Source organism: Bradyrhizobium sp. USDA 4486, from assembly GCF_054057995.1.
On record NZ_JBSRZV010000001.1, the window covers coordinates 1,076,099 to 1,091,011 of the forward strand.

The 14,913-nt window shown below is 61.4% G+C and carries 12 protein-coding genes and 2 pseudogenes; 5 read left to right on the forward strand and 9 right to left on the reverse strand.

What is annotated here, in order from left to right; all coding sequences use genetic code 11:
• Positions 1-86 precede the first annotated feature (86 nt).
• The 3 genes from ACVWY3_RS05190 to ACVWY3_RS05200 all read right to left on the reverse strand — a co-directional run bounded on the left by ACVWY3_RS05190 (position 87) and on the right by ACVWY3_RS05200 (position 2,329).
• On the reverse strand, positions 87-662 hold the full coding sequence (locus ACVWY3_RS05190; protein WP_456837494.1) for an amino acid synthesis family protein: 576 nt from the start codon (positions 660-662) through the stop codon (positions 87-89).
• Positions 663-670: 8 nt separating this feature from the next.
• A complete protein-coding gene (locus ACVWY3_RS05195; RefSeq protein WP_456837495.1) occupies positions 671-1,534 on the reverse strand; it encodes a fumarylacetoacetate hydrolase family protein in 864 nt (287 codons plus the stop codon).
• 93 nt (positions 1,535-1,627) lie between these two features.
• Positions 1,628-2,329: an FCD domain-containing protein gene (locus tag ACVWY3_RS05200; RefSeq protein ID WP_456837496.1), complete on the reverse strand. Its 702-nt coding sequence runs from the start codon at positions 2,327-2,329 to the stop codon at positions 1,628-1,630.
• A gap of 110 nt (positions 2,330-2,439) precedes the next feature.
• Between ACVWY3_RS05200 and ACVWY3_RS05205 the strand changes: the two genes are divergently transcribed.
• The 3 genes from ACVWY3_RS05205 (at position 2,440) to ACVWY3_RS05215 (ending at position 5,399) form a co-directional block, all read left to right on the forward strand.
• The gene (locus ACVWY3_RS05205) at positions 2,440-3,432 is read left to right on the forward strand and encodes a zinc-dependent alcohol dehydrogenase family protein (protein ID WP_456837497.1); all 993 of its coding nucleotides are present in this window, start codon (positions 2,440-2,442) and stop codon (positions 3,430-3,432) included.
• A gap of 16 nt (positions 3,433-3,448) precedes the next feature.
• Positions 3,449-4,351, forward strand: a complete 903-nt coding sequence (locus ACVWY3_RS05210) for a VOC family protein (RefSeq protein ID WP_456837498.1) — start codon at positions 3,449-3,451, stop codon at positions 4,349-4,351.
• 70 nt (positions 4,352-4,421) lie between these two features.
• Positions 4,422-5,399, forward strand: coding sequence for a tripartite tricarboxylate transporter substrate binding protein (locus ACVWY3_RS05215; RefSeq protein ID WP_456837499.1), 978 nt, complete (start codon positions 4,422-4,424; stop codon positions 5,397-5,399).
• A gap of 478 nt (positions 5,400-5,877) precedes the next feature.
• On the opposite strand, the gene ACVWY3_RS05220 is transcribed toward ACVWY3_RS05215, so the two are convergent.
• On the reverse strand, positions 5,878-7,020 hold the full coding sequence (locus tag ACVWY3_RS05220; protein WP_456837500.1) for an ABC transporter substrate-binding protein: 1,143 nt from the start codon (positions 7,018-7,020) through the stop codon (positions 5,878-5,880).
• A 104-nt stretch (positions 7,021-7,124) separates the two neighbouring features.
• Here ACVWY3_RS05220 and ACVWY3_RS05225 point away from each other — a divergent pair, with 104 nt between their 5' ends.
• Positions 7,125-8,012 (forward strand): LysR family transcriptional regulator, encoded by an 888-nt coding sequence (locus ACVWY3_RS05225; protein ID WP_456837501.1) that lies wholly within the window; start codon positions 7,125-7,127, stop codon positions 8,010-8,012.
• Between the two features lie 567 nt (positions 8,013-8,579).
• Here the strand turns inward: ACVWY3_RS05225 and ACVWY3_RS05230 are convergent.
• From ACVWY3_RS05230 to ACVWY3_RS05240, 3 genes and pseudogenes are all read right to left on the reverse strand, one after another.
• A pseudogene (locus ACVWY3_RS05230) lies at positions 8,580-9,564 on the reverse strand (glutathione S-transferase family protein).
• A gap of 5 nt (positions 9,565-9,569) precedes the next feature.
• A complete protein-coding gene (locus ACVWY3_RS05235; RefSeq protein ID WP_456837502.1) occupies positions 9,570-10,613 on the reverse strand; it encodes an Atu2307/SP_0267 family LLM class monooxygenase in 1,044 nt (347 codons plus the stop codon).
• A gap of 103 nt (positions 10,614-10,716) precedes the next feature.
• The gene (locus tag ACVWY3_RS05240) at positions 10,717-11,115 is read right to left on the reverse strand and encodes a DoxX family protein (RefSeq protein WP_456837503.1); all 399 of its coding nucleotides are present in this window, start codon (positions 11,113-11,115) and stop codon (positions 10,717-10,719) included.
• A gap of 177 nt (positions 11,116-11,292) precedes the next feature.
• On the opposite strand from ACVWY3_RS05240, the pseudogene ACVWY3_RS05245 reads away from it, so the two are divergent.
• A pseudogene (locus ACVWY3_RS05245) lies at positions 11,293-12,205 on the forward strand (LysR family transcriptional regulator).
• A 535-nt stretch (positions 12,206-12,740) separates the two neighbouring features.
• Here ACVWY3_RS05245 and ACVWY3_RS05250 read toward each other — a convergent pair.
• Together ACVWY3_RS05250 and ACVWY3_RS05255 are read right to left on the reverse strand one after the other, a co-directional pair.
• The gene (locus ACVWY3_RS05250; RefSeq protein ID WP_456837504.1) at positions 12,741-13,979 is read right to left on the reverse strand and encodes an ABC transporter substrate-binding protein; all 1,239 of its coding nucleotides are present in this window, start codon (positions 13,977-13,979) and stop codon (positions 12,741-12,743) included.
• Positions 13,980-14,023: 44 nt separating this feature from the next.
• Positions 14,024-14,899, reverse strand: a complete 876-nt coding sequence (locus tag ACVWY3_RS05255; RefSeq protein WP_456837505.1) for a VOC family protein — start codon at positions 14,897-14,899, stop codon at positions 14,024-14,026.
• Positions 14,900-14,913: the final 14 nt, after the last annotated feature.

The following is a 14,913-nucleotide window of genomic DNA, read 5'->3' on the forward strand; positions in this document are numbered from 1 at the left end:
TCTCGCTTCGAGCTTCGGCACCGCAGCTTCGGCGAGCTGAGTATCGCGACCCAAGTAATGTGCGGCAAGAATATCTGACGGTTCTATCAACGCTGCCCATCGCCTACGGAGATGTCGGACGCTGCGAGTCCGCCGATGCGCGCGTAAGGCCGGCCGCCGGTCGCCATCACGAGCCCGAAGGCGATCTCGTCGCGACGTGGCGCATCCCACAGCGTCATCTCGGCGGTGCCGAAATGGCTGCGAACATAGGCAGCGTGGATATGACCGAGCGGCACCATCAGCCGCGTACCGGGCCCGCCGATCGTCTTCGCCGCCGGCACGATCGCCTTCGGTTGTCCCAGCACCTCGCGCATACCGTGGCCGCCGGCCTCGTGCCAAACGGCGCCATGCTCGAGCTCGCCGTCTTCGCCGACGATGATGCCCTTGCCATAGGCCTCGATGCGCGATGCGCCGCCGAGCTGCGCGATCAACGCGCTTGCGAGCTCGCGCCCGAGCAAACGCAAGGACGCCTGAAATGGCATCAGGTCAGGCTCATAGCGGCCGGCGAAGGGATTGCGGATCACCGCAACAGCCGTTCCGACCAGCAGCGGCTTCTCCAGGCGGGGGCCGCGCTCATGCAAGATCGTCTCGACGCTGAGTGCGGACTTGCGGATGTCATACATGCGTGGCTCTAGGCCTCGTCCACGACGGGATTGCTGAGCACGCCGATATTCTCGATCTCGACCTCGACCACGTCGCCGGGCTTGAGGAAGACCGGCGGCTTGCGGGTGAAGCCGACGCCGGCCGGCGTGCCGGTGGCGATGACGTCGCCGGGGACCAGGTCGAAGATGGTCGAGCAATATTCGATCAGTCGCGGGATCGAGAAGATCAGCATCGAGGTGTCGGAAGACTGCACGGTCGCGCCGTTGACGCGCGTCTCCAGCTTCAGCTTGGTGGGATCGCCGATCTCGTCCGGCGTGACCAGCCACGGTCCGAACGGGCCGGTGCCGACGAAGTTCTTGCCCGAAGCGATCTGTTGCGCGTGGCGTTGCCAGTCGCGCACGCTGACGTCGTTGTAGATCGAGTAGCCCGCGACGTGATTCCAGGCATCAAGCTGGCTGATGTGGCGGCCGCCTTTGCCGATCACGACGGCGAGCTCGCCCTCCCAGTCGAAATTGTCCGAGACCTTCGGCCGTATCACCGGCGCGTTGTGCGCGACCTGCGAGCGCCAGACCCGCAGGAAGATCGGCGGAAACTCCGTGATCTCGCGCTTCATGCCGAACGCCACCGCCTCGTTGTGGTGGTCGAGATAGTTGCGCACGGCGCAGACGATCTTCTCGGGACGCGGGATCACCGGAAGGTATTTGATATCGCCGAGGGCCAGGGTGGGCTTGTGCTGAGCGACGATGGCCGCGCGGCGCGCAAAGTCGTCGCTGCCGAGGAAGTCGGCCAGCGTCGGGTATTGGGGCAGGGCGCGGCCGAGATCCACGACGCCGTTTTCGACAACGGCGCCCCAGCTTTCCCGATTTCCGTCCAAGAACGACAGCAGCTTCATGGTTTCGCCCCTAGGGTCAAAATTTTCGATATCTATATTATTTTCGAAAATCAGCCGGGACGCAAGCCCGCCCCGCATGAAAATGCGGGCGGCCTATTCGGTGTCGAGCAGATGCCCGGCGTAGGCCGCGACGTTGTCGGAGGTCGAGCGGATATGCGCCTCGATCAGCTGCACGGCGAGATCGGCGTTGCGGGAGATTGCGGCCTGCATGATCGCTTGGTGCTCACCGGCCTTGTCGCGCGGACGCGGTCGGAAATTGGCGGACAGGTGCCGGTAGCGCTCGGCGCGGTCGAACAGCTCGGCGCGAATGGCGAGCAGTGTCGCGGAGCCGCAGGCGGACACCAGCGCCTGGTGGAACTGGCGATGGGCGATCTTCCATTCGGGATCGCGCAGGGGATGTTCGGGATCACGCTGCTCGATCCGCTTCAGGCGGTGCAGCGTCGAAATGACGGCGATTTCCCAGTCATCGTCGCCGCGCTCGATCGAGCGGCGGATCAATTCCACCTCGATCAGCACCCGGGCGTCGGTGACCTCCACCAGATCCTGGCGGCTGACCGGCGCCACGCGAAATCCGCGCTGCTCCTGGGCGTCGACCAGGCCTTCGGCGGCGAGCGCGGTCAGCGCCTCGCGGAGCGTCGTAAAGCTCGCGCCGAACCGCTCGCGCAGCACGTCGAAGCGCAGCGGCTCGCCAGGTGCGAGGCCACAGGCAATGATCTCCTCGCGCAGCCGATGCGTGATGTCGGCGGCGATGGTCTTGCCGAATTCCTTGCGGGGGCGAATGGCGCTTTCGGACATGGCTCAGCCAATGAATCGATGCCTCAACATGCCGCGACAACGACCATCTTGCAATAATTTTCGTAAACGGTATTATTTTCGAAAATATCGGGCTGGGAGGCCGTGACATCATGAGGGCAGTGCTGGTGCGTCAGCCGGGTGGGCCGGATGCCCTCGAGGTGGTCGAGCTTCCGGTGCCTGTGCCGGGCGCCGGCCAGGTGCAGATCCGGGCCGAGGCGTTCGGGGTCGGGCAGCCCGACGCGCTGATCCGGCGCGGCGTCTACAAATGGATGCCGCCGCTGCCGGCCAATCCCGGCAACGACGTCGCCGGCCGCATTTCCGCGCTTGGGCCCGGCGTCGAGGGATTTGCAATCGGCCAGAAGGTGCTGCTGAGCGCGCGTGATCTGTCCCAGCGCGGCGGCTGCTACGCCGACTATGTGGTCGCGCCCGCGGACGCCGTTCACGCGCTGCCCAACCATGTCGATCTGCAAGCTGCTGTGTGCCTCTCGAACTACCAGGTCGCTTGGGCACTGCTGCATGAGTGCCGCCATCCGCGCGCACCCAGCAGCGTGCTGGTGATCGGCGCCGCCGGCGGCGTCGGCACTGCGCTGGTGCAGCTGGCGAAGCTCGCCGGGATGACCGTGATCGGCACGGTCTCGACCGAAGAGAAGGCCGCATTCGCACGAAGCAACGGCGCCGATCACGTCATCTTCTATCGCAGCGAGGATGTCGTGGCGCGGACGCGCGAGCTGACGAAGGGCGAAGGTGTCGGCCTCGTGCTCGACCACGTCTGTGGGCCCGAGTTCACCGCCTATCTCGGCGCGCTCGGCAAATGGGGCACGCTGCTGTCATACAACGCCTTCGCCGGATTGCCGGAAGAGAATCTGATGGCGGCGATGCGCAATCATCTCGACATCTGTCCGGCCGTGCGCTGCTTCTCCTTCCACATCTACGACCATGATCGCGACGGCCGCCGCGCCCTGATGCGCAGCGTGATCGAAGCGCTGGGCCGCAATGCCATCAAGCCCGCGATCTCGGCGGTCTTGAGGCTCGACGAGGTCAGGAAAGCCCATACGCTGCTGGAGCAAGGCTCCGCACTCGGCAAGATCATCATGACGCCGTGAGGGGATGGACCGCACGATGACACAAGCACCCATTGCACGCTTCACCCGGCTGCGGCACGCGACCTTCACCTCGCCCGATCCCGAGCGGCTGCTCGACTACTACCGCGGCGTGATCGGTCTTGGCCTGGTTGCCCGCGACGGAGGCCGCCTGTTCCTAGCCAACGACTCCGAGCAGCTGTCGCTGGTGATCGAGCGAGGGGACGCCGCGCTGAAGAGCATCGCCTTCGAGATATCTCCCGACGTCCAGCTGGAGGCGCTGGGCGCCGCGCTGAAGCAGGCTGACTTGCGGCCCGAGCTCCACAGCGATGCCCTGCCTGGCGTGTCCCGGCTGCTGTCCTTCAGCGACCCCGAGGGCACGCGCTTCGAGTTGATCCAGGGCTGGACGCCGACGCCCGCGCAGGAGCGGATCGGCGCCCTCGCTGTCGCCAAGCTCGGCCATGTCGCGCTGCGCACGCCCGATCCGAAAGCCGCTTCGGAGTTTTACGCCAACATGATGGGCCTGCGGGTTTCCGACTGGATCGAGGATCGCTTCGTCTTCATGCGCAGCGGCTTCGAACATCACACGCTGAACTTCGCCCGCGCGCCCACGCGCAGTCTTCATCACTTCGCCTTCGAGCTGCGCGGCCCCGAGCACATGCATCGCGCCTGCGATCATCTCGCGCGGCACAAGCTGCCAGTGCTCTGGGGGCCGGTTCGTCACGGCCCCGGCCACAACACAGCGATCTACCACCGCAATCCCGATGGCCATCTGGTCGAGCTGTTTTGCGATCTCGACCGCATGACCGACGAGGCGCTCGGCTATTTCGAGCCGCGGCCCTGGCACCGCGATCGTCCGCAGCGGCCAAAGGTCTGGGTTGGTCTGCCGCGCGATATCTGGGGCATGCCGCCATCGCCTGAATGCACGGAGTTCGCGCGCTAGCGCGATCGCGACTTGAAGACGCCGCACGCGCTGCGGTCAACGATAGAATAGTCAAAGGGAGAGAGCATCCATGCGTCGGATGAAGCGGCTTGCTGCGTCCATTTTTCTGCTGGGCATTTGTCTCGCAACCACCTCGGCGCCGGCGGAGACCTATCCGTCGCGTCCGATCCGCCTGCTTCATGGCTTTGCCGCGGGCGGTGCGGCCGACACGCTGTCGCGCATCATCGCCGATGGACTGTCGAAGAAGCTCGGCCAGCCGATCATCGTCGAGGCCAAGCCTGGTGCTGGCGGCAATATCGCGGCGGACGCGGTCGCAAAGGCGGCACCGGATGGTTACACGCTCGGGCTCGTCACTGGGGCGCATGCGATTTCCGCGGCGACCTACAAGAGCCTCGCCTATCAGCCGGCGGAGAGCTTCGACATGATCTCGACACTGGTCTATTACGCGCTCGTCGTCGCCGTGCGCAGCGATTACCCGGCAAAATCGCTCGGCGAGCTCATCACGATCGCGAAGGAGAAGCCGGGCGCGCTCAGCTTCGGATCGGTCGGCTTCGGCAGCACGCATCATCTGGCGGGAGAGCTGTTGAACGCGACTGCCGGCGTCGAGATCGTGCACGTGCCGTATCGCGGCGATTCGCAATCCATCACCGCGCTGCTCGGTGGCGAGGTTCCGGTCATCGTCGGCACGCCCGTGTTGCTCGCCCCGCAGATCCAGAGCGGCGCGATCCGCGGCCTCGCGGTGACGTCGCCGACGCGCACCGCGTTGTTGCCCGATGTTCCCACGATTCAGGAAACCGGCATCAAGGGCTATGACGTGCGCACCTGGGCGGGCCTGCTGGCGCCGAAGGGCACGCCACCTGCGATCGTGGCGACGCTCAACGCGGCGACGCTCGATGTGATCAAAGATCCCGAGATCAGGCAGCGCCTGGAGACGGCGGTCGGCGGTGAAGTCCGCGGCAGCTCGCCAGCCGAGATGAAGGCGCTGATCGAGACCGAGATCGCCAAATGGACGGGCGTCGTGGAGGGGGCGAAGATCCCGAAGATCTGATCGCGAGCAACACCTCACGATGATCAGGGGAGCCGCCGAAACGTCGTGTTGCCGCCAGCAGGCGTTTGGCACAGCAAGTCCAAGGGGAGTCAACGTGTCAGGGGACCTTCGCTTTCGGCGATTTGATCTTCGGTGAGGTGTCTCACTCAGTCCGAACATTCTCGAAGGACGTGATGCCGACGGTTCGAGAAGCGAACTCCGCCGTGAGGCACAAATTTGAAATGGCCGCATGAGGTGTCGTATCGACGACCTTGCGGCAGGACGGCGACGAAAGGCGCGCTGGTGCGATTTGGGATGGCCAAATGTTTGATGATAATCGCACGCGTCGAGTGACAAGGCTGCTGAACTGTACCGCCTCAGAGGGGGCGTTGGACGAGCATCAGTTTCCCGGTTTCCCGAACGGTCTTTCCCAGGCTCGATCACCTATTGGTCCGCCAGTTGCAGCCGCAAGCTGGCGGACCTGTCATTTAAAGATCTCTCAGGCGCCGGGCCGCTGTCCCAGCCAGCCCGGACTCGGCTCGCCTCTCACTTCGCCAAAGTAGATCGCAAAAGTCTGGCGCCACCTCTCGACCAAGGCTCGATCTTCCATGAACCGCGGAAACTCGGCGAAATGGGAGTTTGCATAGTCCCATACCGGCTTCAGGCCGCCTTGCGGCTGCACGTCCGTGCGAACCGACCAGCCGTTATAGGCCTTGCGCTGATTCTCCTCCGAGATCTGCCAATTCATGTACAGCTTGGCAGCAGCCTTGTGAGGCGCCTCCTTGGGGATCGCGGCTCGTTGCCCCCAAGCAAGGAATGGATGTCCGTCTGCGATGGCCCATTTCACCGGCGCGTTGGCCGGTGTCGTCAGCGATCCGGATCCGCCGAGACCAACCGCTTTCTGATGCTGGGAGACGGCGAGGCCCGGCGAGTGCGTGCCGCGCGCGAACTGCAGGCCCTGATCTGCCAGCTTCTGGATCCAGTCCCAGCCATAGGTCTCCGCATAAAGCTTGTAGAGAAAGAGCACGGCGTCGTCGTCGCTCGGATATGAGGACGCAATGCGCCCGCGCCATTCTGGATTTGTCAGCTCCTTCGGCGATGCCGGCGGCTTTCCATCCACGGCGGACGGGTCATACATGTAGCTGAATGCGATGACGCCGATTGCCATCCAGGCGCCGTCCGGATCCCGAAGAGAATCGTGAAGTTTCGAAAACCCGGCAGGTTTGTAGTTGAGGAGGTGTCCCTCCTTTTTCCAACGCGCAAAATTCTGCAGGGTCTGCAACTGTACGACGTCGGGGACGACTGAACGGTCGGCAAGCTGACGATCAAGACGGACATCGTGATACTTGCTGTAGTCCACGATGATCGAGATGTTCATTTTGGGGAAGCGGGCAAGAAATCCCTTTTTGTTGTTGTCCTGCTGTGTCGGCGTATCGCCGCCCGCGTAAACGACGAGGTTGCCGCCCTCCGCCAATGCATCCTGATACAGCTCGTCCAGGCTGCGCGTCTCCGCTCCGCCACGCCCGGTGGCGGCCGGCGGCGCGGCCAAAGCGTGATCTGCGGCTATCGCCACGGGTACCGCCAGAGCCGTCGTTAGCAGCCTTCGTCGATCGAGCAGGGCCGGTTGTGCTTTCGCGTCCATTGTATCTCCACAAATTGGTTAGCAAAATTAGCATGTTAGACGATCTGTTGCGGTGCAACTCAAATGAGCTTGGGTATTGTATCGAATTGCTTTACAAATGAGACGTGAGCGAGCTTCGGGAGCTTGAGGCATTTGTGCTGACTGTGGAGCGCGGCAGCCAGACGTCGGCGGCCGCTGCGCTCGGTATTTCCCGCATGGCGATCAACCGGCTGATCGGCCAGCTCGAAGCGCGGGTGGATGGTCCGTTATTGATACGCACAACACGCAGCCAATCATTGACCGAAGCCGGCGAGCGTCTGCTCCGCGAAGCACGGAACATCCTCGATGATTATGACGGCGCGCTCCGCGGCGGCGCCGGGACGCATCAATCCAAAATTCGCCTCGGTGCGCCAATCTCATTCGGCTTGCGCTGCCTCATGCCGATCCTCGGGCAATTCAGTGAGATGTTCCCAGAGATCGAGATCGAGCTGATGTTGAGCGATCGACTGGTCAATCTCGCGGAAGAGGGACTGGATCTCGCAGTGCGGGTCAGCAACCGGCTCGATCCCGCGCTTAGCACCAAGCTTCTCACTCATTCGCGAACGGTGATCTGCGGCGCGCCCTCCTATCTCGCCCGCGCCGGCACGCCCCAAATTCCGACTGATCTGAGCAAACACAATTGCCTGCGCTATACGTCGGCGGAACACGGCCACGACTGGGTTCTTCGCGATGCCGATGGGAAATCCCATCGGGTGCCTATCCGAGGCACGCTGAGCTGCAACAATGGCGACGCCCTGGTGGCGGCGGCAGTGGCCGGAACAGGACTAGTGCTTCAGCCGAGCTTCCTTGTGGCCGACGAAATCGCGGACGGTCGACTTGTACCGGTGCTCGCGTGCTACAAGACGAGACAGTTTTTCGTCCAATCGCTCACGATTCCGACCGCTCGCCCCCGCAAGGACATTGCAAAGCTTTCGGAGTTTCTATTCGAAACGATGCGGCTTGAGAAATACTAGCGATGCCCGAGGCTGGCGTGGGTCAGATGTCAGTATGCCTCCGGATGTGAAACCTGCAATCCGAACCGTGTGAAATTCTGACCAGAGACACCGCGTCCTACCACACGACAGCGGCATCGAAAATGCGTTCGCGATCCTTCGCGACAAAGGCCGCTTTCACCCGACTGGTAGCCCGAGATCTTTCAGCATTCCCCTGCATGAGCGTAAAGCTGCGCTTACCCCAGGGTCCACGAACTGCCCTACGCGTAAGTTTGGATGAGATATCGTAGGTTTGGTTGGTGTGGGTGAGCGGCCCGAGACATAGGTGACAGAACGTACCGGACACATGGGTTACACTTTCCGCTTTGGTTCTGCGGGAGGTGTGGATGCCGTGGAAAGCGAGTTCGAAGCCCAGCGGCACGCCGCTTTTCGCCTAACAGGCAAGGCAAGGCCATGCTTCGTGCCGATCGCGCCGATCGTAATCTCCGTCCGATCAGACGTCGATGCTGGCCCATAGAGCGTGAGGCCATTCGTCGGATTATCAGAAGTGTGCCCGTGCGCAAATTCGCCAGCCAGGCAAGCGGACCCTTACACCTCCACTATCCCATCAAAGTCGCGCTCAGGACCGACCGGCACGATTCCGGTTGGGTTGAGGAAGTTGTGGCTGCCATAATAGTGTGCCTTGATGTGTAGGAAACTGACGGTCGGCCGAATATCCGGATGCTGATAGAGGCGCCGGGTGTAAGACCATAGCGCCGGATAGTCGACGAGCGCGCGCAAATTGCATTTGAAATGCCCGAAGTAGACGGGATCGAAGCGCAGCAAGGTCGGCAGCAGGCGGATATCGGCCTCGGTCAGCTGCCCTCCAACCAGATAGGATTGCGTCGCGAGCCGGTCCTCGAGCCAGTCGAGCGCGTCGAAAACGGCCGCGACTTCGCGCTCATAGGCTTCCTGGGTACTGGCGAAGCCCGTCTTGTAGACGCCGTTGTTGAGATTGTCATAGACGCGGACATTCACGGCGTCGATTTCGGCCCGCAGCTCGTCGGGATAGTAGTCGCCGGCTTTTGCACCCAAATGATCGAACGCCGAGTTGAACATTCGGGTAATTTCGGAAGATTCATTCGAGACGATTGTCTTCTCTTGCTTGTCCCAAAGGACGGGAACCGTTACCCGCGACGTACAGGAGGGGTCAGCGAGGGTATAAAGCTCATGGAGTTTCGTGGCGCCATTGACGACGTCGGGGACGACACCGGGTCCCGGCTCGAAGGTCCATCCATCATCGAGCATGAGCCAGTGAACGACCGAGACGCCGATCAGATCGCCCAAACCCTTGAGTTGTCGCATGATCAGCGTTCGATGCGCCCATGGGCACGCGAGCGAGACGTAGAGATGGTAGCGGCCTGCCTCGGCCCTGAAGCGTCGTTTTTCCCTCGGCGGCGTCCCCGTCAGGTGTGATCCAGTCGCGAAATATCGACGGCCGACGCTTGATCGTCCCACTCGACATATCGGCGCTTTTTGAGATATCGCCGCCCAGATCTACCTTCTGCCAGACGCCATTGATCAGTTCACCCATGCTATCTACACTTTCCGGTCTGGCGCGTCTCGAAGCAGTGGCACGACTTTGGTGCCAAGGAGCTCGATCGATCGCCGCATAGCCTCTGTTTCGAGCGCGGCGGTGCTCATCTGAAAGGTGATGCGGGACACGCCGCCCAATGCTTGGATGCAAGCCTTTATCTTGGCAGCGACCGTGTGCGGACTGCCGATCAGGAAGGCCCCTGCGGGACCGCACATCGCCTCGAATTGCGCCCTCGTCGGCGGCAACCAGCCCCGCTCCTTCGCGCCGGTGCTAAATGCCTGGAGCCAGCCGGGAAAGAAAGCCTCTCTGGCCGCCTCGTCCGTGTCGGCGACAAAACCCATGGCATGGACACCGACTTTTTGTTTGGCCAGCGGATGACCCGCGGCCCGCCAAGCGCGCCGGTAGAGGTCGACAGCAGGCCGGAAGCGCTCGAAACTGCCGCCGATAATGGCGACCATCAGCGGCAGGCCAAGCGTACCGGCGCGGGCGAACGAACCTGGCGTACCGCCGACGCCGAGCCAGATCGGCAACCGTTCCTGATGCGGGCGAGGATAAATACCTTCACCATTCAGCGCTGGCCGGAAACGGCCATTCCAACTGATATGAGGCGCATCGTTGAGCTTGAGCAGGAGGTCGAGCTTTTCGGCAAACAACGCATCATAGTCGCGCAGGTCATAGCCAAACAGCGGATAGGCTTCGGTGAAAGACCCCCTGCCAACCACAAGTTCGGCTCTGCCTTTCGAAATAAGATCGAGTGTCGCGAACTCCTGAAACACCCGTACCGGGTCGGCAGCGCTGATGACCGCCACAGCGCTTGTCAGCCTGATAGTCTTCGTGCGCGCCGCCGCAGCCGCGAGAATAACGGCAGGCGCCGAGTCGAGCGCGTTCTCCCGGTGATGCTCGCCCATGCCGAAGACGTCCAGGCCGACTTGGTCGGCCAGCTCCATTTCTGCAAGCACGCTTTCCATGCGATCAGGGGCGGACTGCAAATGGCCTGTCCTCGGGTCGATCGCAAGCATCGCAAAACTATCGATACCGATCTCCAATCTTCATTCCTTTCGAGGCGCGATGCCGAGAACTTGCGCGATCTGTAACCTCGACCTGCGATGTTGATCTTCAAGAGTGCCTGTTTTGAGCCCGACTTCGGTTTCAGCCGTGGTTCTGGAGGACGTTGGACAGACTGCGGCGATGCAGCCATGCGACAGTCGATGTGATCGCCAGCAGCACGATAGCCGGGAGCGGGCTCCCGCCGATCAGCGCCAGGTGAGTGAACACGGCGCAGACCATGGTAACAGCCAACAGAACGGCGCCGAACGCCGCCGTCGCCGGGACCAGAATGGCAATACCGCCCACGATCTCGACCACGCCAGTGAGGATCCTGAACCACTGGCCGGCCCCGATCTGCTCGAAAATAGCAACCATCATCGGCACGCCCGCAAGCTTGGCGCCGCCGGCAGAAATGAATGCAGCCGCACTGAGCAGGCGAAGAACCCACGAAGTGATCGTGACAGCTTTGGTGGGAGTCTGTGAGTTTTGCGATGATGGCATAGAGCACCTTGAAACTGAGTGTTGGGGGGAAACTGCGCAGTCCAGACGAGTTTCCGCGAGGTAAATTTGCGAGGGCATGAAAGCTGATCGCGACATCACTTTTCTCGCGGTCCTTGCCATCTGAAAAGCCGTTATTATAAGATACATACCATCGGCCAATCCGATGGTTCATATCTCATGCTGGACGGTTTATCGCTTGATCAAGTGCGCACCTTCATTGCTGCGGTCGACGAGGGGAGTTTTTCCGCCGCCGCCCGCAAGCTGGGTCGCGCCCAGTCCGCCGTCAGCGAACTCGTGCGCCGCTCTTGAGCATCAGTTGGGGGTGGAGCTCTTCGACCGGACCGGTCGCTACCCTCAACTCACGCCAGCCGGAAGCATGCTGCTCGCGGCCGCGCGCGATGTGGTCGCCAAAGTCGATGCGTTCAAGTCGCAGGCGAAAGGCATGGCATCCGGGCTCGAACCCGAGCTGTCGGTCGTCATCGACGTGTTCTTCCCCATCAGCGTCATTGCCGGGGCCGCCCGGGATTTTCGGGAGCAATTCCCTACCGTGCCGCTGCGGCTCTTCGTCGAGGTCCTGGGTGGCACGGTTCTGCCGATCCTTGATCGCCGCGCTCATTTGGGCATCGTCGGCACCTTGCCTGTCATGCCGCCCGGCATCAGCACAGAGCCGCTCGGCGCCGTGGACTTTGAAGTCGTGGCCGCTGCCAACCATCCGCTTACCGCGTTCGACGCGCCGATCCCGCGCGGTGAACTCAGCAACCATATCCAACTCGTCCTTACCGATCGGACCGAACTTTCCCAGGGGCGGGAGTTCGGGGTGCTGTCGTCACAGACCTGGCGGCTGGCGGATCTTTTCGCCAAGCACACGTTCCTGCTCAACGGCCTCGGCTGGGGCGGCATGCCCGGCCATGCCGTGAGGGCAGATATAGAGGAAGGGCGGCTGTCCCGCCTGCGCATCGAAGGCGTCGCCGCCAGCGATCTCAAACTGCCGATGTCCATCGCTTATCGCGCCGATGATCCCCCGGGACCGGCCGGCCGATGGCTTATCCAGCGATTGGGAAAATGCGCGCATCACCAGACAGATTCCTGACGAGGGCGAAGTGAAACGTCGCAATTCTATCGACGACGTCATTGCTTCGCGAGCGATGGCGACGCGAAAATTGCCCGTCCCGTTCCTCTGCTCGAATCATCTGGATCGCCAACACCGGTTAGCAAGGTGCCTAGCAGTCAGGGAGAACACGCTGATGTGTACGGCTACAGCCCGAAAACACCGCACAGCATTCTGAAACGAGTTCGACGGCTGATAGGCCGTTTGTCAATGGAAGCGTGTCCCCCCGTTTGGTCCTCACGATGGTGCCGCCGGATCTACGATCGAGCGGCGAAACTATGGCGAGTCGGATATGGAGCGGTAGCTTGCTGGCTGCTGAAGTATGGAAAGCGAGCGCGCTCGTCACCCTGGGCGTTTCTTGGACGAGAGCCGCTCGGCCTAGCCATCAGGTCCTTCAATTCAGCCGATCCACCTCTCGTTCTATTCAGCATCGGCCACAAGGCGCCGAGCATCCAACATCTGCTCGCGGCATCGGGATTCGTGATCAGCCAAGCGGATAGCGTCGGTGGTGCCACGCCTAATTCCCGACCGAGCCCTCGATCACGGGACCGAACCCGACCCATCGCACGCCATCGAATCGTTGCAACTGCATCTGTTCGATTGGGAAATGATCCGTCGTAGAGGTGTTCAGCCTGATGGTCGGTAGCAGGAGATCCAAGTCGACGTCTTTGAGGCTTTCTGCCTGCCGTAGAACATTTTCGCGCGTGAGCGTATCGCCACACATCTCGAGCACCTTCACTATCGTCTGTGCTGCGGTGTATCCGTAGGCCACGTAGGCGTTGTTGGTCTCTTCGTTCGGCAGATATTTTGCGGCGAATGTCAGGTATCGCTGCATGCCAGCGTCATCTTTCCATGCCGGGTCGTCCGGGTCTTTTATGTAATTAGCCGTGATCGTATCCTTGGCGTTTTCAAGGCCGGCAGGTTTCAGAACCGCGCTGATGGACTGCGAATTGCCGTGTAGGATATGGATCGGGCGCCAGTTCAATTCAGCCGCCTTCTTGATCGCTTGCGCGGCAAACTTGGCCGAAGCAAAGTTGACGAAGATGGTCGCGCCGGACGATTTCATTCTGACCATTTCCGAATCGATCGTCGGAGCGCTTGTGTCGTAGGTAACCTCAGCCACAATATTGCCTACTCTTGCGCCAAGCCCGTCCTTCAATCCCTTGATGTTGTCCCGACCGAAATCATCGTTCGAGGACAGCACCGCAATCTTGGCATCGGGATGGTTTTCGACGATGAATGTCCCGAATATGCGCGTTTGGCTCTGGTAACTCGGCGCAAGAGGCATGGTCCATGGGTACACCTTGAAATCTCCGAAGCTCGTCGCACCGGTCGCCAGGAAGAGTTGAGGGACCTTGCTGCTGTTGACGTACTTTATGACGGCTGCATTTGTCGGAGTGCCGAGTTGGTTGAACAGAAGGAGGACCTCGTCGTTTTCAATCAGCTTGCGGGTCTGTTCGACGGTCTTTGGCGGGCTGTAGGCGTCGTCATAGGAGACGAACTCGATCTTCCGGCCGTTGATGCCCCCTCGTTCATTGATCATCCTGAAGTAGGCAGCTTCGGTCCGAGGCACGGCGGCATTGGAGGACAAGGGACCGCTATAGGGAGCGGTATTGCCGATCTTGATCGTCGTGTCCGATGCACCTGGTCCATAGGCCTTCGAGCTCTGAGCCTGTGCCGCAGGCGATAGCATACAATAGATTGCCGCAGCCGCGCTGAAGAAGGCGCGCGATGTCTGTCCGATCCTGTGAGACATGGATGCTCCTGTCATGCGCGAAGAACTGCCGGAACTATTGGCGTCTATACCGCCCGGAAGTCGAAGTCGAAGCGTGTGTTCCAGGTCGTGAGTTGTCCCAAGGGCCAAACACGCGGCCGCTGTGGAAATGCGTCATGCCATGGGCGCGGTTCAAATATGTCGAGTTCGGGAATGACGATATCCATGTCCGTATAGCACTCGACGAGGAAGTGGCTTGGATCGAAATGATACGAAGCAAGATTGTGGCCCGCTGTATGCCGGGACGGTCCCCACACGATGCCGTGCCCCTCGGTCGCGAGGAAATCTGCGACATCATGATGAGCGGCGCGACTGCGCAGCTCGTACGCCAGATGATGCAGCTTGTTGAAGGGCGCATTGACCACGTTGAGTACGTGATGCAGCCGATTGCAGGTGAGAAATGTCGCTGTTTCCTCAAACCAGTCCGTGGCGCGAAATCCGATCGCGCTCAAGAATTTCACGAGTTTTTCGGCTTCACTTGACATCACAGCCAGGTGCCCAAGCTGTGTCGGAACGATGCCAGAATGGCGGAAGCCCACGCCGGTCATGGCCATGTCCGGCACCAGATGGAACGTTTGCCCCCCAAGGTCCACTTCAACGAGCGCGGAAACACCTGGGCGCGAATCGCTTTTCGACACGCCTGACAGGCCTAGTCGTTGAAGATGCGCAAGTGTATCCGCAATCGGCTGTGGTTCGATCCGCAAGCCGATTGCCGCCAAGCGTGGGGTCGGTGCCGCTTTGAGGCTGATGTTATGATGGTCGAGGCCGAGACTGAAATAGGCGCGATCGCTGGCGACGGCTTCAACTGCAGTCGCACCGATGATTCGTTGATAGTAGCTTATCTCCTCGTCAAGGAGGTTTGTCTCGAGGTCGACGTAAGCAAGCTGATAGGCACGCGTCATTGAACACCTCCTCG